Origin of the sequence: Variovorax ginsengisoli, assembly GCF_030486595.1 — a bacterium.
Classification (GTDB): domain Bacteria; phylum Pseudomonadota; class Gammaproteobacteria; order Burkholderiales; family Burkholderiaceae_C; genus Variovorax; species Variovorax ginsengisoli_B.
The window spans coordinates 161,615-183,407 of record NZ_JAUJZH010000006.1 but is presented as its reverse complement, the minus strand read 5'-3'; the positions used below and the strand labels follow the sequence as shown (position 1 = coordinate 183,407).

20 protein-coding genes are annotated in these 21,793 nt (G+C 69.7%); 10 read left to right on the top strand and 10 right to left on the bottom strand.

From position 1 onward, the window contains the following. Nucleotides 1-37 precede the first annotated feature (37 nt). The gene (locus QZH52_RS10790) at nt 38-961 is read left to right on the top strand and encodes a LysR family transcriptional regulator (protein WP_301807958.1); all 924 of its coding nucleotides are present in this window, start codon (nt 38-40) and stop codon (nt 959-961) included. A gap of 3 nt (nt 962-964) precedes the next feature. Here QZH52_RS10790 and QZH52_RS10785 read toward each other — a convergent pair whose 3' ends face one another. Genes QZH52_RS10785 through QZH52_RS10775 form a run of 3 tightly spaced genes read right to left on the bottom strand, consistent with a single transcriptional unit; the run spans nt 965 to nt 4,854 of the window. Then, nucleotides 965-3,052 (bottom strand): acetate--CoA ligase family protein, encoded by a 2,088-nt coding sequence (locus QZH52_RS10785; RefSeq protein ID WP_436411561.1) that lies wholly within the window; start codon nt 3,050-3,052, stop codon nt 965-967. A gap of 5 nt (nt 3,053-3,057) precedes the next feature. Beyond that, entirely contained in the window at nt 3,058-3,855 is a 798-nt protein-coding gene (locus tag QZH52_RS10780; protein WP_301807954.1) for an enoyl-CoA hydratase/isomerase family protein, read from the bottom strand. A gap of 21 nt (nt 3,856-3,876) precedes the next feature. Further along, nucleotides 3,877-4,854, bottom strand: coding sequence for a tripartite tricarboxylate transporter substrate binding protein (locus QZH52_RS10775; RefSeq protein WP_301807952.1), 978 nt, complete (start codon nt 4,852-4,854; stop codon nt 3,877-3,879). Between the two features lie 161 nt (nt 4,855-5,015). On the opposite strand from QZH52_RS10775, the gene QZH52_RS10770 reads away from it, so the two are divergent. Further along, entirely contained in the window at nt 5,016-5,840 is an 825-nt protein-coding gene (locus tag QZH52_RS10770) for an IclR family transcriptional regulator (protein ID WP_301807949.1), read from the top strand. 36 nt (nt 5,841-5,876) lie between these two features. On the opposite strand, the gene QZH52_RS10765 is transcribed toward QZH52_RS10770, so the two are convergent. Both QZH52_RS10765 and QZH52_RS10760 read right to left on the bottom strand, forming a co-directional pair. Continuing rightward, nucleotides 5,877-6,896 carry a Bug family tripartite tricarboxylate transporter substrate binding protein gene (locus tag QZH52_RS10765; protein WP_286530525.1) on the bottom strand — a complete coding sequence of 340 codons (1,020 nt, stop codon included), beginning with the start codon at nt 6,894-6,896 and terminating at the stop codon, nt 5,877-5,879. Then, nucleotides 6,893-7,897 (bottom strand): Bug family tripartite tricarboxylate transporter substrate binding protein, encoded by a 1,005-nt coding sequence (locus QZH52_RS10760; RefSeq protein ID WP_301807944.1) that lies wholly within the window; start codon nt 7,895-7,897, stop codon nt 6,893-6,895. Before QZH52_RS10760 ends, QZH52_RS10765 begins: the two co-directional genes overlap by 4 nt. A gap of 144 nt (nt 7,898-8,041) precedes the next feature. On the opposite strand from QZH52_RS10760, the gene QZH52_RS10755 reads away from it, so the two are divergent. The 6 genes from QZH52_RS10755 to QZH52_RS10730 all read left to right on the top strand — a co-directional run bounded on the left by QZH52_RS10755 (nt 8,042) and on the right by QZH52_RS10730 (nt 14,975). Then, nucleotides 8,042-9,502 carry an FAD-dependent oxidoreductase gene (locus QZH52_RS10755; RefSeq protein WP_301807942.1) on the top strand — a complete coding sequence of 487 codons (1,461 nt, stop codon included), beginning with the start codon at nt 8,042-8,044 and terminating at the stop codon, nt 9,500-9,502. Between the two features lie 76 nt (nt 9,503-9,578). Beyond that, nucleotides 9,579-10,427, top strand: coding sequence for an IclR family transcriptional regulator (locus QZH52_RS10750; RefSeq protein ID WP_301807939.1), 849 nt, complete (start codon nt 9,579-9,581; stop codon nt 10,425-10,427). A gap of 37 nt (nt 10,428-10,464) precedes the next feature. After that, on the top strand, nt 10,465-11,757 hold the full coding sequence (locus tag QZH52_RS10745) for an aconitase X (RefSeq protein WP_286530517.1): 1,293 nt from the start codon (nt 10,465-10,467) through the stop codon (nt 11,755-11,757). After that, nucleotides 11,754-12,215 (top strand): aconitase X swivel domain-containing protein, encoded by a 462-nt coding sequence (locus QZH52_RS10740; RefSeq protein WP_301807937.1) that lies wholly within the window; start codon nt 11,754-11,756, stop codon nt 12,213-12,215. The genes QZH52_RS10745 and QZH52_RS10740 overlap by 4 nt, the downstream gene beginning before the upstream one ends. Next, nucleotides 12,212-13,912, top strand: coding sequence for a dihydroxy-acid dehydratase (ilvD, locus tag QZH52_RS10735; protein WP_301807933.1), 1,701 nt, complete (start codon nt 12,212-12,214; stop codon nt 13,910-13,912). The genes QZH52_RS10740 and ilvD overlap by 4 nt, the downstream gene beginning before the upstream one ends. 91 nt (nt 13,913-14,003) lie before the next feature. Continuing rightward, entirely contained in the window at nt 14,004-14,975 is a 972-nt protein-coding gene (locus tag QZH52_RS10730; RefSeq protein ID WP_301807930.1) for a Bug family tripartite tricarboxylate transporter substrate binding protein, read from the top strand. A gap of 21 nt (nt 14,976-14,996) precedes the next feature. Here the strand turns inward: QZH52_RS10730 and QZH52_RS10725 are convergent, their stop codons facing one another. The 4 genes from QZH52_RS10725 to QZH52_RS10710 all read right to left on the bottom strand — a co-directional run bounded on the left by QZH52_RS10725 (nt 14,997) and on the right by QZH52_RS10710 (nt 18,957). After that, a complete protein-coding gene (locus QZH52_RS10725) occupies nt 14,997-15,473 on the bottom strand; it encodes a MarR family winged helix-turn-helix transcriptional regulator (RefSeq protein WP_301807928.1) in 477 nt (158 codons plus the stop codon). A gap of 76 nt (nt 15,474-15,549) precedes the next feature. Further along, entirely contained in the window at nt 15,550-16,515 is a 966-nt protein-coding gene (locus QZH52_RS10720) for a PDR/VanB family oxidoreductase (protein ID WP_301807927.1), read from the bottom strand. 3 nt (nt 16,516-16,518) lie between these two features. Beyond that, on the bottom strand, nt 16,519-17,571 hold the full coding sequence (locus QZH52_RS10715; protein WP_301807924.1) for an aromatic ring-hydroxylating dioxygenase subunit alpha: 1,053 nt from the start codon (nt 17,569-17,571) through the stop codon (nt 16,519-16,521). A gap of 42 nt (nt 17,572-17,613) precedes the next feature. Then, nucleotides 17,614-18,957 carry an MFS transporter gene (locus QZH52_RS10710; RefSeq protein WP_301807921.1) on the bottom strand — a complete coding sequence of 448 codons (1,344 nt, stop codon included), beginning with the start codon at nt 18,955-18,957 and terminating at the stop codon, nt 17,614-17,616. Between the two features lie 230 nt (nt 18,958-19,187). Here QZH52_RS10710 and QZH52_RS10705 point away from each other — a divergent pair, with 230 nt between their 5' ends. Both QZH52_RS10705 and QZH52_RS10700 read left to right on the top strand, forming a co-directional pair. Further along, nucleotides 19,188-20,087, top strand: coding sequence for a caspase family protein (locus QZH52_RS10705; protein ID WP_301807917.1), 900 nt, complete (start codon nt 19,188-19,190; stop codon nt 20,085-20,087). 79 nt (nt 20,088-20,166) lie between these two features. Further along, on the top strand, nt 20,167-21,351 hold the full coding sequence (locus tag QZH52_RS10700) for an amylo-alpha-1,6-glucosidase (protein WP_301807914.1): 1,185 nt from the start codon (nt 20,167-20,169) through the stop codon (nt 21,349-21,351). 1 nt (nt 21,352) lies between these two features. Here QZH52_RS10700 and QZH52_RS10695 read toward each other — a convergent pair whose 3' ends face one another. Further along, a complete protein-coding gene (locus QZH52_RS10695) occupies nt 21,353-21,781 on the bottom strand; it encodes a hypothetical protein (RefSeq protein ID WP_301807911.1) in 429 nt (142 codons plus the stop codon). Nucleotides 21,782-21,793 lie beyond the last annotated feature (12 nt).

The following is a 21,793-nucleotide window of genomic DNA, read 5'->3' as shown; positions in this document are numbered from 1 at the left end:
ACGGCGTTGCCCTCCCGGCAACGCATGCCCCGATCCGATGAAAGCTCGACGTCCGCTGCTGGACCACCTGAACCTCTCGACCCTGAAGCTCATCGCCGCGATCGAGCGCGAGGGCAGCCTGTCGCGCGCCGCCGCGACCCTGCACATCGTGCCGTCGGCCGCGAGCCGCCGCATCACGCAGCTGGAGGCCGCGACGGGCTCGCCCCTGCTCGACCGCACCGCGCGCGGCGTCGAACTGACTGCCGCGGGCCTGTCGGTCGCGCGCTATGCGCGCGCGATGATCGACGACGTCGAGGCGCTCGACGACGAACTGCAGAACCTGCAGGCCGGCGTGTCGGGCCGCATTCGGCTGGTTGCCTCGATCTCCGCCATCGTGCAGCACCTGCCGCAGGACCTGGCGCTCTTCCTGCACCAGCACCCGAGCATCAAGATCGAGCTGGCCGAGCACACCAGCGCCGACATCGTCGAGCTGCTGCTGCAGGACCGGGCCGACGTCGGCGTCTTCGTCGCCGAAGGGGACATCCCGGGCCTGACGCTCCGGCCCTACCGCAGCGAACGGCTGGTCGTGATCCTGCCCGCCGCCCACCGGTTCGCCAAGCGCAAGCGCCTGCGCTTCGACCAGCTGCTCGAGGAGGAGTGGGTCGAACTTCCGCCCGGCACCGCGCTGGCGATGCGGGTCGCGAAAGAGGCGCTGAAGCATGGCGTGAAGCTGCGCACGCGCATCCAGGTCAAGGGCATGGACTCGTGCAGCCGGATGGTGCAGTGCGGCCTCGGCATCGGTCTCCTTCCGCAAGCCAGCCTGGAGCAGCAGGCGCAGTTTCCAAACCTTGCGTTCGTGCCGCTCGACGAGCCCTGGGCGCATCGCGTGAGCTCGCTGGCGGTGTCGGCGCACAGCGAGCCCACGCCGGCGAGCCGGACCTTGCTGCAGGCGCTGATGTACGCCAGCAAGCTGCCGGGCTAGCCGCTATTCGCGGAGCACGACGACCCCGTCGGCGGCACGCACGCCGGCGCCTCGGGGCAGCACGAACAGGGGATTGATCTCGGCCTCGACCAGCCGGTCGCCCAATTGCGCGGCCATGCGGGAGAAGGCCACGATGGCATCGGCCAGCGCGTCGACGTCGGCCTTCGGACGCCCGCGAAAGCCGTCGAGCAACGGCCAGGTCTTGAGGTCGCGCGCCATCGCCAGGGCCTCGTCGCGGCCCAGGCCGCCTTGCGCTGGAAGCAAGCGGATCGTCGTGTCCTTGAACAGTTCCGCGGTCACGCCGCCCATGCCGAGCAGGATGGCCGTGCCGAGCGCGTCGCGGTGCATGCCGAGGATCAGTTCGCATCCGCCGTCCACCATCTCCTGCACCAGGAATCGCTCCGGGCGTAGCCCGGTGGCTCGCTCGACCCCGGCCGCCATCGCGACCAGCCGAGCGGCGATCTCCTCGGGCGAGACGTTGACGGCGACGCCGCCGACGTCGCTCTTGTGCGTGATCTCGCTCGACAGGATCTTCAGCACGACCCGTCCTCCCAGTTCGCGCGCTGCGCGCTCGGCTTCCTCGCCGCTGCGGACGATCGCCTCGCGGGCGCAGGGCACGCCGAAGCGGGCGAACAAGCGCTTGGCTTGCGCCTCGTCCAGCGAGCCCGCGGGGAGATCGTGCAGCTGCACGCGGGCGGCGCCCTCCGGCGCACCGGCCGGCGCCCGCCATCGGCTCGCCTGCAGCATGCCCGCCAGTGCTGCGGTGCAGCTCTCGGCGGCAACGAAGGCGGGCACGCCGCGCTGCGTCAAGAGCGCGGCGGCCTCGGGGGCATGCGGGCTTACATAGGCCAGCACCGGCTTGTCGGACAGCGGCAGGCAGTCCTCGATCGCGCCGGCCATCAGCTCGGGCCTGCCGACGCCCGACGAGCCGATGATGACGGCCAAGGCGTCGTAGCTCGGACTGGCCAGGAGCGCCTTGATTGCGCCGCGCAGCAGATCCGGCTGCAGGCCGGCCAGCGTGACGTCGATCGGATTGCGGTCCAGCGCGGCATGGTCGCCGGTCTGCAGGGCCCGCAAGGCCGCCGCCGTGGGTTCGTCCGGCGCCGGGGTCTCGAAGCCGGACACGCCCAGGCTGTCGGACACCAGCGTGCCGGCGCCGCCGGTCGATGTGAGGATGGCGACCCGCTTGCCGCGCAGGACCCGCCCTGTCGCGAGGGCGGCCGGGATGTCGAGCAGGTCGCCGAAGGTCTGCGCCCGGATCACGCCGGTCTGCTGGAACAGCGCGTCGTACATGCGGTCCGCGCCGGCCAGCGCCCCCGTGTGCGACACCGCGGCCTTGGCGCCCGCTTCGGAGCGCCCGATCTTGAAGGCGACGATGGGCTTGCCGGCGCGCGCCGCCTTGAGCGCGGCGGCGCGGAATTTCTCCGGCTGCCGGATCGCCTCGATGTACAGCGCGATGACCCGCGTCGCCGGATCGTCGACCAGCGCGTCGACGAAATCCGCGAGTTCGAGATCCGCTTCGTTGCTGGTCGACACCAGCTTCGACAAGCCGATGCCCCGGGCGGCGGCGCGCGACAGCAGCGCGCCGAGGATGCCGCCGCTCTGCGACACCACGCCGATGGCGCCGGCGTGGAAATGGTCCATCTCCAGCGCACCGCTGGCCGAGAGCACGATATGGTCGGTCAGGTTCACCAGGCCGATGGTGTTCGGGCCCAGGATGCGCATGCTGCCGGCGGCCTCCAGCAGCTGCTGCTGGCGCCGTGCGCCTTCTTCGCCGGTCTCGGTGTAGCCGCTCGCCAGCACGATGGCCGCGGCCGCGCCGCGTTGGGCGAGTTCCTTCACGGCGATGTGGGCCCGCTCCGCGCCCAGCAGCACGATGCCGACGTCGGGGACCGCCGGCAGCGAGGCCACGTCGCGGTAGCAGGGCAGCTCGCCAATGCGATCGAGCTTCGGGTTCACGGGGTAGATCGTGCCGGCGAAGCCATGCTTCTGCAGGTACGACACCGGCCGGCCGGCGGTCTTGGCCGGGTCGCCCGAGGCGCCGATCACGGCGACGCTTCGGGGCTGGAGCAATCGGGACAGTGCTTCCATGGCGGTCATTCCCCGGCCGTGCCGTGGGACTTCGCCAGGAAGGCCCGGACCGACTCGCGGTGCTCGGTGCTCGTGTAGCAGATGCCCTGCGCCTGGCTGCCCTGGGCGAAGACCTGCTGGGCCGGCAGTTCGAAGGTCTGGTTCAGGATCGTCTTGGACAGCGCCAGCGCGGTCGCGGAACCCCGCCCCAGTTCGGCGGCCCACGCCTGGGCATCGGCCAGCAGCCGGTCCGCCGTGGTCTTGCGGTCCACGATGCCCAAGGCGAGCGCTTCGTCGGCCTCCACCTTGCGCCCGGTGAAGATCAGGTCCTTGGCCTTGGCCAGCCCGACGCGGCGCGGGAGGAAGTACATGCCGCCGCCGTCGGGGATGATGCCCCGGTGGATGTAGGACCAGGTGAAGCTGGCCCACTCGCTGGCGATGATGAAGTCGCACGCGAGCGCGGTGTCCGCGCCCAGGCCGGAGGCAGCGCCGTTCACTGCGGCGATCACCGGCTTGGGCATCGTATGCAGCAGCGCTTGCGTGTGGTGCACCCGTTGCTGCCGATGCCAGCCGTTGAATGCGACCTCGCCGGCCGGCGCGTTCATGCGGCGCTCCATGCCCGCGATGTCGCCGCCGGCGCAGAAGCCCTTGCCGGCGCCCGTGAGCACCAGCGCTCGAGTCTCCTTGTCGGCGGCGACGCGCTCCAGGGCATGGGTGAATTCGGCGCGCAGTTCATCGCTCATCGCGTTGCGCTTCTCGGGGCGGTTGAAGGTCAAGGTGGCGATGCCGCGCTCGACCTGCAGCTGGATCAAGGTGTAGTCCATGGGGTTCATCCTTCCTCGGCCTCAGTCGGCCTTGACGTTGTTTTCTTTCACGATCCGAGACCAGCGGACGGTCTCGGACCTGACGAAGTCATCCAGTTCGGTCGGGGCCCCGCCGCTGACCGTCAGGCCTTCGGGCTCGAGCATCTTGCGGAACTCGGCGCTTTCGGTGGCCTTCCTTGCCGCCGCGTTCAGCTTGGCGACCACATCGGCCGGCGTGCCGGCGGCGACGAACAGGCCGTACCAGCTCTCCACGGCGTAGCCGGGAACGGTCTCCGCGATCGCGGGCACATCCTTCAGGGCCGGCGCACGGCGCGGCGTGGTGACCCCGATGGCGCGCAGCTTGCCGCCGGCCAGCTGGGACGACACCGCTGCGGCGGTGGCGAACATCATGTCGACCTGGCCCCCGAGCAGATCGGTCAGGGCCGGGCCGGCGCCCTTGTAGGGGATGTGCGTCATCTGCACCTTCGCGAGGTTCGTGAACAACTCGCCCGCGAGGTGCGCCGAAGTGCCGTTGCCCTGCGAGGCAAAAGTGAGCTTTCCGGGCTTGGCATGCGCGGCTGCCGCCACGTCCGCCACCGACCGGTAGGGGCTGTCCGCACGCACCACGAGGACGTTTGGGCCGCGGGCCAGCAGCACCACCGGCGCGAAGGCCTTCTGCGTGTCGTAGGGGAGCTTGGGCATCAGGCTGGGATTGACCGCATGCGCGAACGTGGACACCAGCACCGAATAGCCGTCCGGCGCACTCTTGGCCACGGCATCGCTGCCGATGATGGTGCCCGCGCCGGGCTTGTTGTCGACGATGACCGGCTGGCCGAGCGCCTGCGACATGCCGAGGCCCAGCGCACGCGCGATGGCGTCGGTCCCGCCGCCCGGGGCGAAGGGAACGACCAGTTTCACGGGCCTGTCCGGGAAGGCGGCGAAGGCCGCGGAGGCTGCGAGTGCGGTCACGGCCAGACAGCCGGCCACGCGGCACAGAATGGAACGAAAGGATCGGGTCATCGGCTGTCTCCTGCCACGCGGGGGCAAAGGTCTTTGTCGCTGCCGCTTCCGGGTGAAGCCGCCATGGGAAGTAGCTTAGGAAGCCGGTGCCGGTTTGGCATCCCTTCGATTCCAAGCAGTGGAACCCAATACACTGGCGTTCTGCCGTCGTCCGGCCCGGCATGGAGGTGCTGAATCTCATGAATTCGTCAACGCCTGCGCAGTCTCTGGGGGCGGAGAAGCCCGGGGTCTCGCCCGCGAACAGGTCGCTGGAGCGGGGCATCGAGATCCTTCGATCGTTCCGCCCCGGCTCGGAGCTGCTGGGCAACGCCGAGATCGCCGAGCGAACGGGCCTTTCCCGTTCGACGGTGAGCCGCCTGACGCAAACTCTGGTGGGGTGTGGCTATCTCCAGGTGGAAGCACGCACCCGGGCGTATCGCCTGGCGCCTGCGGTCCTGAGCCTGGCGCACGCCATGCGCTCGGGTTCCACCGCGCTCGCCATCGCCGCGCCGCACATGCGCGACGCCTCGCAGGCGGAGCGGCTCAACGTGGGCCTGGCCGCTCCCGATCGGGACGAGATGGTCTACCTGGAGTCGATCCGATACAACCGCCGGCCCTCCCTGCGCCGGGTGGTGTCGGGCCAGCGTGTGCCGATGGAGCTGACCTCCCTCGGTCGCGCCTACCTGGCCGTCGCGCCGGAGGGCCAGCGCAAGGCCTTGCTCGCGCACTTTCGCCGGACCCGGCGCACCCAGTGGGCGACGCTCGGGCCGGCGCTCGCGGCCGCGATCCGGGACGTCGAGGAGAAGGGCTTCTGCGCCGCCGCCTGGCAGCCTGAAGTGGTGGCGCTGGCGGCTCCGCTGCTGTTCAAGGGCTCGCGATACGCCTTGAACGTGAGCCTGTCGACGGCCGAACCCTTGGCTTCGGCGGTGCGCGAACTCGCTCCGACGCTGCTCGCGCTGAGCGCGCGCATTCAGCACGACTTGGATGTCGCGACGGACGCGTGGTGAGCATCGATGGGCTGCGACCGCTTGGCCGGCGGCGCGTCACTGCTGCCGCGTCAGCCCGAGCTCGCGGATGATGCCGCCCCACTGCTGGTAGGTCGAGCGCGTGAGCTCGTCGAGCTGCTGCGGTGTCGACGCCTCGGCCTCGTAGGCGCCCTGGCGGAAGAAGTCGCGCGTGGCCGGCATTGCCAGCACCTGGGCGAGCGCGGCATTGAGCCTGGCGACGACCGGAGCCGGCATGTGTGCCGGGCCGTAGAAGGCGAGCCAGCTCGGCATGTCGACACCGCTCACGCCTTGCTCGGTCATCGTCGGCAGGTCGGGCAGCATCGGGCTGCGGCGAGGCGCGGCCACCGCCAGCATGCGGACCTTGCCGGTCGCGGTGTTGGTGATGGCGTTCGGCGCGGCGTCGAAGTAGTACTGCACGCGGCCGGCGAGGAAATCCTTGGCGGCGTCCGAGCCGCCCTTGTAGGGCACGTGCACCACATCGAGCCCGGCCTTGCGCGCGAAGGCCTCGCCGTAGATGTGCGAGGAGGTGCCGGTGCCGAACGAGGCATAGCTGAGCTTGCCGGGGTTGGCCTTGATGTACGCGATCAGTTCCTGCACGGTCTTCGCGGGCACGCTGACGTGGACCGTGAGTACCAGCGGACCTCGGGCGCCGAGCGAGATCGGCGTCAGGTCCTTGAACGGGTCGTAGCGCACCTGGGCGAGCGTCTGCGGGTTCTGCGCCACGACCGAGGAGGGCGCATACATGATCGTGTAGCCGTCGGGCGCCGATCGGATGACTTCCTCGGTCGCGAGGATGAAGCTGGCGCCGGGGCGGTTCTCGACGATCACCGGCGTCTGCAGCACGTCGCCGAGCTTGCTGGCGACGAAGCGCGCCTGCGCGTCCGAGGCGCCACCGGCGGCCAGGCCCAGGATGATCCGGATCGGCCGTCCCTTGTCGGGGAACGCGGGCGGGGCGGCCGGTGCGGCGGTTGCGAGCACGGGCGCGAGGGACAGGACCAGCGCGCCGATTGCGCGGCGGCGGTCGATGCGACATACGGAAAGACGATGCGATTTCATTCCTTGGCCAATCCAACTTGCTTCACCATCGCGCCCCAGCGGTCGTAGGTCGACCGCGTGATGCGCGCGAATTCATCCGGCGAGCTGCCACCGGCCTCGTAGCCGCCACTGCGATAGAAGTCCTGCACCGCGGGCATCTCGAGCACCTGGCCGAGCGCCTTGTTGAGGCGCGCCACCACCGGTGCCGGCATGTTCGCGGGGCCATAGAAGCCGAGCCAGCTCGGCAGGTCCAGGCCTTCCACGCCTTGCTCGGCGAAGGTCGGGACCTCCGGCAAGGCGGGGATGCGCGCGGCCGAGGCCACGGCAAGAATCCTGACCTTGCCGGAGCCGACCGTGATGATCGCGGAAGAGGCGGAGTCGAACATGTACTGGACGCGGCCGGCGATCAGGTCCTTGGCGGCGTCCGAGCCGCCCTTGTAGGGGATGTGCACCGCGTCGATGCCGGTCTTCTTGACGAAGGCCTCGCCGTAGATGTGCGAGGAGGTGCCGGTACCGAAGGACGCGTAGCTGACCGTGCCCGGGTGCGCCTTCACGTAGCGCACGAGCTCGCCGACCGACTTCGCCGGCACGCTGTCGTTGACTGTCAGCACCAGCGGCCCGCGGCCGCCCATCGACAGCGCGGTGAAGTCCCTGAAGGGGTCGTACGGAACCTGGGCCAGCGTGTGCGGGTTCTGCGCCATGGTCGACGAGGGCGCATACATCAGCGTGTAGCCATCCGCCGGCGCACGCGCGACTTCGCTGGCCGCCAGCATGGTGCTGGCGCCTGGACGGTTGTCGACGATCACGGGGGTGCCGAGCACCTCGCCGAGCTTCTGCGCCACCAGGCGCGCCTGGCCGTCGGTGCCGCCGCCGGCGGTGAAGCCGACCACGATGCGGATCGGCTTTCCCTTGGCCGGAAAGTCCTGCGCGCCGGCCCAGGGCGCGAGTGCCAGCAGCGCGCTGCCGAGCAGGAGGCCGAATCGCCGCCGCGCGTTCCGCCCTGCTTGCCGGTGAATGTCCATTTTTCGTCTCCGTCTTGAAAATGGATTGTCAAACCATAAAAGACGGACAAAGCCAAGGGAATACCCGGGTTTCAGGCCGATTGATATCAATAAAATGGACATCAAAATCAAAATAGTCGCATCAACCCGCCCTTGACCCAAGTTATGAAAACCATCGTCCGCACCGACGAGCGCATCCTCAGCTCCGACATCTTCGATCGCGACGGTCGCGTGGCACGGCCCGACCACGGGGTCTGGTCCGAGCCGGGCCGTGACATACCGGTTTATCACCGGTGCGGCGTGCTGGTGGTCGGCGGCGGGCCGTCGGGCACCGCCGCCGCGGCGTCGGCGGCGCGGGCCGGCGCCGACGTGGCCTTGCTGGAGCGCTACAACCACCTGGGCGGGCTGTCCACCGGCGGCCTCGTGATCTGGATCGACCGCATGACCGACTGGGAGGGCCAGCTCGTGATCCGCGGCTTCGCCGAGGAGCTGTTCGATCGGCTGCCGGCCGACGCGGTGGCCGGGCCGTCGCGGGAAGACTGGGGCTCCCAGGACTCGGCCAAGGCCAGCCACTGGGCGCAGCGCACCGCGGCCTACCACGGCATCGTCACCTGGTCGCCGACCATCGATCCCGAGCGCCTCAAGCTGCTGTCGCAGGAGATCGTGCTGGAGCGCAAGGTCAAGCTCATCTACCACTCGTGGGCCGCGGTGCCGATCGTGCAGGACGGCGCGGTCAAGGGCGTGGTGTTCGAGAGCAAGGAGGGGCGCATGGCGATCATGGCCGACGTGGTGGTCGACGCCACCGGCGACGGCGATCTCTTCGCGCGCGCCGGCGCCGCCTTCGTCAACGACATCGAGGAGGCCGACGTGCACCATTGCATGAACACCTCGTGGCTGTTCGGCGGCGTCGACATGGGCCGCTGGATCGACTTCAAGGCCGGCCGCCCCGACGCGTTCAGCGCCTTCATGGCGCGCGGCCGCGAGCAGCTGGGCCTGTTCGAGCGCCCCTTCGTCTCCTGGCGCAACGACGTCGCCTTGTTCATGGGGCCGCGCCAGTCGGGCTACTCGGCGCTCGACGTCGACGATCTCACCGCGGTGGAGGTGCGCTCGCACCGGGCGATGGCCGCGCATCTCGACTTCTTCCGCGCCCATGCGCCCGGCTTCGAGGACGCCTACCTGATGCTGAGTGCACCACAGATCGGCGTGCGCCATGCGCGGCGCCTGAGCGGCGTCGGCGCGGTGCTGCGCAGCCAGTGGCCCGAAGGCCGCGCGCTGGCCGACGAGATCGGCGTGTCTCCGGCCGTGTCGCCCAAGTTCCCGAACATCTCGATCCCCTACGGCGCGCTGGTGCCGCAGCGGCTCGACGGCCTGCTGGCCTGCGGCCGCCACATCTCGTGCGACCGCAACTCGCACGGCTTCATGCGCGAGATCCCGCAATGCTGGATCACCGGACAGGCGGCGGGCACGGCGGCGGCACTGGCTTCGCAGGGACGGATCGCACCGAGGGCGGTCGAGGTGACCGCGCTGCAGACGGCGCTGCAGGCCCAGGGCGTGTACCTGCGCGCCGGTGCCGACGGCGCCGGGCCGGTGGCCGAGCGGCCGTCGCTCGAAACCGCGAACAGCTGAGCCGCTCACGATGATCGGGACGACCGGACCCTCGCCGGCAGGCTCTACATTGGCGGATCTCCCAAAGGACTTCCGCATGGCCGCCGAACACAATCCGCTCCCCGTTCCCTCCGCCGACACCACCGACGCGCGGGTGGACCGTTCCGACACCGTGAGCGCGCTCGAGCGCGGCATCTCGGTGCTGCGCAGCTTCTCCGAAGACCGGCCACTGCTGAGCCCCGCCGAACTCGCGCGCATCACCGGCATCCCGAGGCCGACGGTCAACCGCCTGGTCGCGACGCTGGTGGCGATGGGCATGCTCAAGGCATCGCCGGCCGGCGACCGCTTGGCGCTCGGCCCGGGCGTGGTGTCGCTGTCACGCGTCTTCCTCGGCAGCCTCGACGTCCGCGCCGTTGCGCGGCCGGTGATGCAGGCGCTGGCGGAGGAAAGCGGCGCCTCGGTCTATCTGGCGGTGCGCGACGGGATGGAGATGGTGCTGATCGAGGCCTGCCGGCCGCGCTCGACCATGCTGTCGGCCCGCCTCGATGTCGGATCGCGTGCGCCGCTGCCGAACTCGGCGCTGGGCCGCGCCTACCTGTCGGCGCTCGACGACGCCACGCGCGCGCAGCTGTTCGATTCGATGCGCCTCATGCGCGGCCCCGAGTGGGACAGCCTGGCGCCGGCCATGCTGCGCGCGATCGACGAGGCCCAGCGCCTCGGCTATTGCCTGTCGCTCGGCGAGTTCCATCGCGAGATCAACTCGGTGTCGGTGCCGCTGGTCGGGCCGGGCAACGAGATCATGGCCTTGAACGGCGGCGGCGCAGGCTTCGTGTTTCCCGAGGAGCGGCTGCGCGACGAACTCGCACCGCGGCTGCGCGCGGTGGCCGGGCGCATCGCGAGCGAGATCGGCGGCCACGTGCCGGGCCCGCGCCTGCCCGAGCGCTGACCTTTTTTCTTCGAACCCTCCAGCGAGACAACAGGCGATGTACCTGACCGACGACGAGAAAGCGATGCGAGACGGCAGCGGTGGCGCCGCGGTGCAGAAGGCGATGGACCTTCTGGTGCGCTATGGCGAGGCACTGGGCGCCGAGCGGCTCGTGGAGACGCGCAACGTCTGCGCCACCATCACGTCGACGACGCCGTTCCAGCGCGATTTCGCGTTGAAGCAGGGGGGCATGGACGCGGTGTTTTCAGAGTTCAGCCTGGACAGCCAGGAGGTGGTGCCGATCCCGAAGTTCAAGGTCTTCACGAGCCACCTGCAGCTCGGCTTCGATCCGGGGCAGCCCGAGCGCATGGGCGTGAGCGAGGACATCGTGCGCTTCTACGAGAAGAGCGAGCGCCACGCGGCCGGACTCGGCGCCCAGATCATGAACACCTGCACGCCCTACCAGGTCGGCAACATCCCGACCCGCGGCGAACACTGCGCCTGGATGGAGTCGTCGGCGGTGATCTACTGCAACTCGGTGCTCGGCGCGCGCACCAATGCCGAAGGCCGGGAGAGCACCGGCGCCGCGATGCTCACCGGCCGCATCCCCTACTGGGGCTACCACCTCGACGAGCATCGGCTCGGGACCCACGTCGTCGAGCTCGACATCGAGATCGAGTCGGTGCAGGACTGGGGCCTGCTCGGCTACTTCATCGGCGAGCAGGTGCAGGACCGGGTGCCGGTGGTCCACAGCCGGCGCGGCATCGGCCGGGTGCCGAACCTGCCGCGGCTCAAGCACTTCGGCGCTGCGGCCTCGTCGTCGGGCGGCGTCGAGATGTACCACGTGGTCGGCGTGACGCCCGAAGCCCTCAGTCTCGAGCAGGCCCTGGGCGGCCGCAAGCCGGCACAGGTGCTGCGCTATGGCGAGGCCGAGCGCCGCGCCACCTACGAGACCATCAACGCCACCGCCCGCAGCGCGGACATCCAGTACGTGATGCTCGGCTGTCCGCACTACACGATCGAGCAGATCTGGGAGGCGGCGCAACTGATCGAGGGGCGCAAGGTGCATCCCGGTTGCGAGCTGTGGATCTTCACGCCGCGCGCCATCAAGTCGCTGGCCGACCGCAACGGCTACACCAAGATCATCGAGGACGCGGGAGGCATCCTCATGACCGACAGCTGCTCGGCCATGAGCCGCGCGGTGCCGAAGGGCACGCAGACCGTGGCCCTGGATTCGGCCAAGCAGGCGCACTACCTGCCCGCCATCCTCGGCGTGCAGGCCTGGTTCGGCAGCACGGCCGAATGCATCGATGCGGCCTGTACGGGGCGCTGGAACGGGAGCCTGGCATGAGCGGACAGACACTGGGCGGTCAGACCCTGGTGATCCGCGGACGCAAGGTGGTCGGCGGCGTCGCCGAGGGCGAGGCGATGGTCACGCGGGACCAGATCTCGGGCTGGGGCGGCATCGATCCGCGCACCGGCACGGTCGTCGAGACGCGCCACTCGCTGCGCGGCCAGAGCTTCGCGGGCAAGGTGCTGGTGTTCCCGGGGGCCAAGGGGTCGTCGGGCTGGTCCGCGATGTTCCACGTCGCGCGGCTCATGAACACGGTGCCGGCGGCCTTCCTGTTCAACGAGATGACCACCAAGGTGGCGCTCGGCACCGTGGTCTCGCATTCGCCGTCGATGACCGACTTCGACCGCGACCCGCTCGAATGCATCGAGACCGGCGACTGGGTGCGGGTCGATGCCGACCGCGGCATCGTCGAAGTCACGAAGAAGAACAATCACAACCCGGAGGCCGCACCATGACACGTCCGCTGCGCAGCAATTTCCCGCGCGGTTCCTACCTCTGGTCGGTGCGCAATGCCCATTGGCGCGCGCTCGGCATCCCCGAGGAAGACTGCGAGAAGCCCAAGATCGCGGTCGTCAACAGTTCCTCGGAGCTTGCGGCCTGCTTCAGCCATCTGGACCAGGTCGCGGTGCAGGTCAAGGACGCGATCCGCGCCGCCGGCGGGGTTCCGTTCGAGATCCGCACCGCCGCGCCGAGCGACTTCATCACCGGCGCCGGAGCGCGCGGCGCCTACATGCTGGCGGCGCGGGACCTCGTGACCAACGACATCGAGGTCGCGGTCGAGGGCGCGCAGCTCGATGGCATGGTCTGCCTCACGTCTTGCGACAAGACGGTGCCCGGGCAGTTGATGGCGGCGGCGCGGCTCAACGTTCCGACCCTGCTGGTGCCTTGCGGCTACCAGCCCAGTGGCGAGTTCCGGGGCCGCCACATGGACATCGAGGAGGTCTTCATCGGCGCGATGCATGCCGTCACCGGCACGCTGCCGGTCGGCGAGCTGATCGAGATGAGCCGCGAGGCGATCCGCGGCCCCGGCGTGTGCTCCGGCCTGGGAACCGCCAACACGATGCACGTCGTCTGCGAAGCGCTCGGCCTGGCGCTGCCGGGCAGCGCGCCGGTCGCGGCCCTGAGCCCGAAGATGATGGCCGATGCGCGTGCGGCCGGGGCCCGCATCGTGCTGATGGTGCGGGACGACCTGAAGCCGCGCGACATCCTCACGCCTGGCGCGTTCGCGAACGCCGTGCGCGCGGTGCTCGCGATCGGCGGCTCGCTCAACGCGGCCAAGCACCTCCAGGCCGTGGCCACCGAAGGCGAATGCGGCGTCGACGTGTATGGCCTGTTCGAGCGGCTCGGGCCCGAGACGCCGGTGCTCGCCGGCGTGCGCCCGATCGGCGGGCACAGCATCGAGGAATTCGAGGCGGCCGGCGGCTGCCGGGCGCTGATGAAGCAGCTCGAACCGCTGCTCGACACCGGCGCGCGCACGGTCAGCGGCGACTCGGTCGCAGGCAACCTGCGGGGCATCGAGGTGGCGGATGCGGAAGTCATCCGGCCGATCGCCCGGCCGGTCGCGCCGCGGCCCGCGATCATCCTGCTGCGCGGCAACCTGGCGCCCGAATCGGGCCTGATCAAGACCGGCATCGTCGAGCGGAAGGTGCGCCGCTTCAGCGGTCCGGCGTTGTGCTTCTGGAGTTCCGACGAAGCGATTGCGGCGCTGAAGCAAGGTCGCATCCGTGCCGGCCAGGTGGTGGTCATGCGCGGTGCCGGAGCCTGCGGCGGTCCTGCGATGGGCGGCGGCGCCTCGCGCGTCGTCTTCGCGATCGACGGCGCCGGCCTCGGCGACGAGGTCGCGCTGTTGACCGACGGCCATCTCTCCGGCCTGGTGTGCAAGGGCCTGGTGGTTGCCGAAGTCTCGCCCGAGGCCGCGCTCGGCGGACCGTTGGGACTGCTCGAGGACGGCGATATCGTGACCATCGATCTCGACGCCCGCCGTCTCGACGTCGCCCTCGACGAGGCCCAGCTGCAGGCCCGCCGCGCGGACTGGCGCGCGCCGCCGCTGGCCCATCACACCGGCTGGCTGCAGCAGTACCGGCGCAACGTCGGTCCGCTGTCGCAGGGGGCCGTGCTGGTACAGGCGCAGGAACCCGTGCCGCCCGGCTAGGCCCTTTGCGGAGAGCCGTCCGGCTCTCCCGTTCCGCTACCCATCGGCCCGACTTGGCGGCGCCAGGTTTGTCAATCGCAAGGAGACAGAGATGCAACGCAGGACGATCCTCCGGTGGGCTGCGCCCATCGCCGCAGCGCTGGCGCTGCCCCACGGCGCGAGCTGGGCCGCGGAAGCCTATCCCGAGAAGCCGGTCCGGTTGATCGTCGGCTTCGCGTCCGGTGGGGGCGCCGACGCCATCACGCGGATCATGGCCGAGGGCCTGTCGCGGCAGCTGGGCCAGCAGGTGGTGGTCGAGAACCGGCCGGGTGCCGATGGCGTGCTGGCGGCGCAAGCCGTGAGCGGCGCACGGCCCGATGGCTACACGCTGCTGATGGGCACCAACACCGCGATGGTGGCGGCGCCGACCTTGCGGCCGAATCCGCCCTACGACCCCTTCAAGGCCTTTGCGCCGATCAGCAGCGCAGGCCAGTTCTCGATGTTCCTCGTGGTGCCGGCTTCATTGCCGGTGAAGAGCGTCGGCGATCTGCTGGCGATGGTCGCGGCCCGGCCCGGCGCCTACAACTCGGCGTCCAGCAACAGCGCTTCCGAGCTCGCGATGCTGCAGCTGCTCGGCGGGCGCAAGGTCGTGAACGCACGCTACAAGGGCGACATGCAGGCGATGACCGATCTGCTGGGCGGGCAGGTGCAGATGATGTTCACCACCGGAACACTGGCGCCCGCCTTCGTGCGCGACGGCCGCATCCGGGCGCTCGTCACGCTGCAGCCGCAGCGCAGTGCGCTGCTGCCCGACGTGCCGAGCGCGGGCGAGCTCGGACTCGGCAAGCTGACCATCACGCCCTGGGCCGGTTTCTTCGGACCGCCCGGGCTGCCGGCCGGGATCACCGAGAAGCTGTCGGCCGCGCTGCAGCAGACGCTGAAGGACCCCGCGGTGCACGAGCGGCTGACGCAGCAGGGCTTCGAAGGCTATGGCATGAGCCCGGCGAAGTTCGCCGAGTTCTTCCGCGCGCAGCACGACGCTTTCGTCTCGACGGTGCGCGAGCACGGCGTCAGTTTCGAATAGGGCGCGTTCGCCCTGCGGCGGTCAGGGCCGGCGCTTGCGCAGCGGCGCCCGGCTGCGTTCGTTGTTGAGGCTGACGAACTTTCGCAGCAGGCGCAGCAGCTCGCTGCTTTCGTTCTCGGTCAGGCCTTCGAGCAGGGTGTCCTGCAGTGTCTGGATCGGCACCGAGAGATCCTGGATCAGGCTGCGACCGTCGTCCGTCAGGTGCAGGCTGCGCTGTCCCCTTGCGCCCACGTCGCGGGTGATCAGTCCCTTGGCCTCGAGCCGGGCGGCGATGTCGGCGCAGGACGAGGTGTCGATCGCGATCTCCTGCGCCACGGTCAGCTGGTCGAGCCCGGGTCGCTGGCCCAGCAGCATCAGCATGGCGTACTGGATCGGCGTCACCTCGCGGCCGACGACATCCAGGAAGACCGACACCGAGATCTGGTGCGCCCGCCGTATGAGGTGGCCGGGCTGGTGGTCAAGGTCGATGAAGGCGTGAGCGTCGGTGGGGGTCGACATGGGCGAAGGAGAGGGAAGAGAGGGCGCCGCCGTCTGCTGGCGGACGCGGCGCCCGATTGTCCCACCAACCCGCGCGCTAGATATCGAGCACCAGCACCGGCGAGCGCGCACGCGAGCAGCAGGGTGTGAACTGGTCGTTCGCGGCCTGCTCTTCGGGCGTCAGGTACAGGTCCTTGTGCTCGGGTTCGCCCTCGAGCACGCGCGTGAGGCAGGTGCCGCACACGCCCTGTTCGCAGGAGACCTGGATCTCGACCCCGGCTTGTGAAAGCGCCTGGACGACGGTGCGGTCCGCCGGCACGCGGATCACGCGCCCCGAGCTCGCGAGCTTGACGTCGAACGCGCCGTCGGTCGCTGACGCCGCGACCTCGGCACCGAAGAACTCGAAGTGCAGCCTCGATTCGGCCCAGCCCGCGCCGCGCGCACGCGCCAGCACCCAGTCGATGAAGCCCTTCGGTCCGCAGACGTAGAGATGGGTGTCGGCCGGCGCGGCCGCGAGCGTGCGGTCGATGTCGAGCTTCTGCGCGTCGAGGCCGTCGTCGAAATGGAAGCGGACCTGCCCGGCGAACGCGGCCGCGGCGATGCGGTGGCGGAATGCCGCGCGCTCGGGCGAGCGGGTGCAGTAGTGCATGTCGAACGACCGGCCGGCCGCCGCCAGCTTTTCCGCCATGCTCAGCAGCGGCGTGATGCCGATGCCGCCGGCCAGCAGCAGGCTGTGCGGCGCCTCTTCGTCGAGCGCGAAGTGATTCCGCGGCGCCGCGATGCGGAGCAGGTCGCCCTCGTTGACCTGCTCGTGCATGGCGCGGGATCCGCCGCGCGAGGCCGGATCGCGCAGCACGCCGATCAGGTAACGGTGGGTCTCGCTGGCGTCGTTGCACAGCGAGTACTGGCGCGTGATGCCGGTCGGCAGGCGGACGTCGATGTGCGAGCCCGCCGAGAATGCCGGCAGGGCGCTGCCGTCGGGCTGCACCAGTTCGAAGGCGCAGATGTCGAGCGCCTCGGCGGTCTTGCGCGCCACGCGCACGTTCAATTCGATGGCTTGCATGGCTCAGGCCCCGGCAGCGGCGACGCTTGCCGGTTCTTCCTGCGCGATGAGCCGCTCGATCACGCGCCGCGACTGCACGCCGCCGGCGTCGATGTTGAGCTTGAGCAAGGAGCGGGAAGGGTGCGCCAGCAGGTTGCGCTGTTGCCGCTCCAGCATCTCGAGGTCTTCGCCGAAGATCTTGCCCTGGCCTTCGCGGATGGTGGCGGTGAGCTCGGCGTCCCCGGGCTTGAAGTTGCGCGCCATGCCCCAGAAGTACCAGATCGAGGTGTCGGTCTCGGGCGTGATGAAGTCGACCACGATGCTCGATACCTTGTGTGCCGGATCGGCCTCGTAGCCGCCCTTGCCGGCATGCGCCACGCCGACCTCGATCATCACGTGGCTCGGCGGCGTGAAGCGGCAGATCTGCCAGCGGTCGACCGGCACGTCGTCGGCCAGGCCGTTGCCGCGCAGGGCCATGCGCCAGAAAGGCGGCGCCGACACCTTCTCCATGAAGCGGCTCGTGATGACTTCGTCTCCCTCGACGCGGGTCTGGGTCGGCGTCTCGTCGATCTCCTTCTGGCCGATGCTCGATGCATGGACGTAGGTCTCGTGCGTGAGGTCCATCAGGTTGTCGATCATCAGGCGGTAGTCGCACTGGATGTGGTACAGGCCGCCGCCATAGGCCCAGTCAGGGCTTTCGGCCCATTCGAGGTGGTGCAGCTTGGAGGCATCCGCCTCGCTGGCCTGGCCCGGCCAGATCCAGACGAAGCCGTAGCGCTCGATCAGCGGAAACTTCCTGATCGGCGGGAAGCCGCGCACGCGCTGACCCGGCATCGCGACCGTCTTGCCGTCGCAGCCCATTTCGAGCCCGTGGTAGCCGCAGACCAGCTTGCCGTCGACGACGCGGCCGAGCGACAGCGGGGCGCCTCGGTGCGGGCAGAAGTCTTCGAGCGCGACTGCGCTTCCGGAGCCGTCGCGGTAGATCACCAGCCGCTCGTTGCAGATCGTTCGACCGAGCGGCGCATCGGTCACTTCGTCGCTCGAACAGGCGACGTACCAGGCATTTTTCGGGAACATCGTGAGAACTCCTTCAAGGTATCGAATCGGGGCACACAGGGATCAGTGAGCGGAGGCAACCGCCGCGGAGGGCGCATGGACGCCACCGCGGCGTCCCATGGCCAGCACCGCCGCCGCGGCCGCCACCAGGGGCAGGGCATAGATGAAGTAGAGATGCGGTGCGGGCCAGTTGCGGTCCAGCAGCAGGCCCGCGACGAAGGGGCCGAGCACCGCGCCGAGGCGGCCGACGCCGATCGCCCAGCCCAATCCGGTGGTGCGCACCGCGGCGGGATAGATCACGGGCGCGAAGGCGTAGAGGCCCGCCATGGAGGCGAAGATGAACGCGCCGATCGCACTCGCGGCGGCGAAGGCGGCACTCAACTGGTCGGTGCAGAGACCGAAGACGACCAGCGCCAGCGCCGTGAGGACGAGCGCCGAGGCGGTCAGCGGGCGCAGCCCGAAGCGGGCGGCGAGGACGCCGAAGATGCCGCCCCCGGCGATGCCGCCGACGTTGAGAAGAACGCCGCCGGTCACGCCCTGGGTGGCCGACAGGCCGGCGGAGACCAGCAGCTTCGGCGTCCAGCTCAGCGCGAAGTAGAAGCTGAACATCAGCAGGAAGAAGGCGCCCCACAACAGCAGCGTGGCGCCGCGAAGCCTGGCGTCGAAGAGGCCCGCGACGCCGGTGGAAGGTGCGCCGGCGAGCTTGGCGGCGCGCGGAGGCAACTGGGCCAGCTGCGGCCGGTGCATCTGCCGCAGCAGTGCGTTGGCTTTCTTCAAGGCGCCGCGGGGCTGCCGGTTGAGCAGAAAGTCCAGCGATTCGGGAAGGCGCCACAGCACCACCGGAATCATCAGCGCGGTGGCCAGGCTGCCGAACACGAACACCGAGCGCCAGCCGTGCAGATCGAGCAGCACGGCGGCGATCGTGCCGCCGATGGTGGCGCCGATCGGGTAGCCGGTGGCCTGCAGGCTCACCGCGGTGCTGCGCCACTTGTCGGAGGCGAATTCGGCGGTGATGACGCCGACGCTGGCCAGCATGCCGCCGATCCCGAGGCCCGTGAGCGCCCGCAGCAGGCCCAGCTCGATGCTGCTGCGCGCCAGGGCGGAGAGTGCCATGCCGACGGTGATGATCACCAGGCAGACGAGGATGATGGCCTGCCTGCCCCAGCGGTCGGCCAGCGGGGCCAGGAACAGCGAGCCGATCGCCATGCCGACCAGGCCGGCACTGAAGAGGAAGCCGAGCTGGGCGCCGTTGAGCTGCCATTCGGCCGCGACGCTGGAGGCCGTGAAGGCCATCACCAGGACGTCGAATCCGTCCAGCATGACCAGCATCACGCAGATGCCCACGGCCAACCACTGGAATGAAGTCATCTCGCCCTCGGCGAGACCGGTACCTGTATCACGCTTCATCGTCTTCGCTCCCGTCGTTTCTGTTTTGTCGATCAGTACACTGATTGTGGATCAAGCGAAGGCGGCGCGGTTCAGGGTTTTCCCTTTGAGGGGGCGTTTCGGGGAAGGTCAGGGCGGAGAACTCGACGCATATCGCCCTTTCTCCGCCCCCGAATCGCGCCTATCATCGCGACCCCGGCGGCCGCTCGGCTGCCCTCGATCTCCATCGAGCACGCAAGAAGGGGGACACCATGGCCGCCAAGAAAACCAAGCCGGGCAACGATGCCACCGCACTGTCGCTGCACATCGGGCTCAATGCCGTGAGCGCGGCCGCCTACGAGGGCTGGGATGGCCCCCTGGCGGCATGCGAATTCGATGCCTCGGACATGGCGGCGATCGCCAAGGCCAAAGGCATGACGTCCACCGTGCTGCTGACCAAGAAGGCCACGCGAGCGAATGTCCTCGCGGCGATCCGCGGCGCGGCCAAGGCGCTCAAGCCCGGCGACCTGTTCTTCATGAGCTACTCCGGCCATGGCGGCCAGGTCCCTGACATCGACCATGACGAGAAAGACCGCAAGGACGAGACCTGGTGCCTCTTCGACGGACAGCTGATCGACGACGAGCTCTACTTCGAGCTCAGCAAGTTCGGCGCCGGCGTCCGGATCCTGGTGCTTTCAGACAGTTGCCACAGCGGCACCGTGACACGCGACCGGCCGCCGATACCGCCGCCCGGAACGCGGGCGCGCCTGATGCCCGCCGGCGTGGCGATGCGCGTCTACGAGGCGCACAAGGCCTTCTACGACAAGCTGCAGAACGATGTGGCGAAGGCGGCCGGCGGCCAGGTGACCGATCCCGACGCGGCCCTGTCCCAGGTGGGCACGGCCGGCCAGGCGTCGACTGTCATCGGCGAGTTCAAGCCCTCGGTGATCCTGATGTCCGGCTGCCAGGACAACCAGGTCTCACTGGACGGCGACCACAACGGCGCCTTCACCGAACAGCTCCTGAAGGTCTGGAACCACGGGGCCTTCGAAGGCACCTACGGCAGCTTCCACGCCCGCATCCGGGCCGGCATGCCCGCCAGCCAGTCCCCCAACCTCTTCGTGCTGGGCCCGGCGGCCGCCTTCCTCAAGCAAGCGCCCTTCGCGACCTGAGCGGCAACGCCGGGGCAGGTGCCCGCGCCTGCCGCGAGAATGCGTGCTCCGCCGCTGGTTGGCGGCGAATCACGAACGCATGACCTACCCCGATGCCCCCACGCTCGCGCAGATCGATGCCTGCGCCGAAGCCTCGCTCGACCTCCTGCAGCGCAACCTGACGCCGCACGGCATCCTCGCGGCCACCCGCACCGAGGCGGCGGTGGCCCGGCGCTACACGCGCATCTTCGGACGCGATGCCGCCATCTGCGTGATGGCGATGTGCGGCAGCGGCGTGCCGGCGCTGGAGCAGGGCGCGGTGGCCAGCCTCGACGCGCTGGCGGCGCAGCAAGCCGGCAACGGCCAGATTCCCAAGTACGTCGACCCCGAAGGCCGCGACGCCGACTTCTGGTATCTGGGATGCATCGACGCCACCCTGTGGTGGCTGATCGCGGTGGACCATGTGCGGCGCCACGGCCAGGTCGGCGCCTCGCACTGGCAGCCGGAGGTGGATCGCGCGCTCGGCTGGCTGCTGGCGCAGGAGCACCAGCACTTCCGGCTGCTGCAGCAGAACGAAGCCAGCGACTGGGCCGACATCATGCCGCGCTCCGGCTATGTGCTGTACACCAACGCCCTGTGGTACGAGGTCAAGCGCCGCCATGGCCTGGACCATGCCGAGGCCACGCTGCATCACTTCAATCACCTGTTCAATCCGTTCCAGCGCGACCTGCCTGAATACCACCGGGCACGCCTGCTGCGGCACTATGCGCGTCGTGGCCGCCGCGACCCCGGCCTCTACCTCAGCTTCGTGAATCTCGCGGTCGTCGGCGACGAGGGCGACGTGTTCGGCAACGTGCTCGCGATCCAGAGCGGGTTGGCCGACGCCTCGATGGCGCGCCGCATCGTGGACACCATCGCCGCCGCCGGCGCCGACGATCCCTATCCGGTGCGCGTGGTGCTGCATCCGTTGTCGCGCCAGCACGAACTCTGGCGGCCCTACATGGCGCGCCATCAGCAGAACATGGTCCACCAGTACCACAACGGCGGCATCTGGCCCTTCGTGGGCGGCTTCTGGGTCATGGCGCTGGCCCGCCTGGGCTTGGAGGCGCAGGCCTGGTCCGATCTGGCGCGGCTGGCGCATGTCAACGCGCTCGACGACTGGCGCTTCACCGAGTGGTTCCACGGCCGGACGCTGGCGCCCATGGGCATGGCCGGCCAGAGCTGGAACGCGGCCACCTTCCTGCTCGCCCGGCGCGCCTTGACGGGCGGCGCGGCGGCCTGGTGAGTCAGCCGGGGGATGACGGCGCCGGCCCGACGCGTCCGAGGTAGCGCGCGGCTTCGCCCGCTGTCATCTGGGCCTCGATCTGCGCGAGCTCCAGCCGTTCGAAATCGTGGGAGATCCATTCGAACAGACGAGACGGCGGCATTCGGTCGAGCGGGTCCTGGTCGCTCCAACCCTGCAGCCGCTGCGGCGCGCTCTGGAGCAGCAGCTGGAGGAACTGGGCACGGGCCAGCATCACCTCGGAGCGCTCCTTGTCGTCCAGCCCGGCAAACAGGCGCAGCGCCAGGCGTTCCCGGGCCGAGATGCGCGCGGGCACCTCCGGCTCCTTCGCTCGGCCGCCGGCGACGCCCGACAGCTGGCTGCAGCTGAAACGGATCCTGGCTTGCGACAGCTGCTGGAGCAGCTGCAGCAATTGCAGGGCGGTGGGCGTCATGGCGTCGATTTC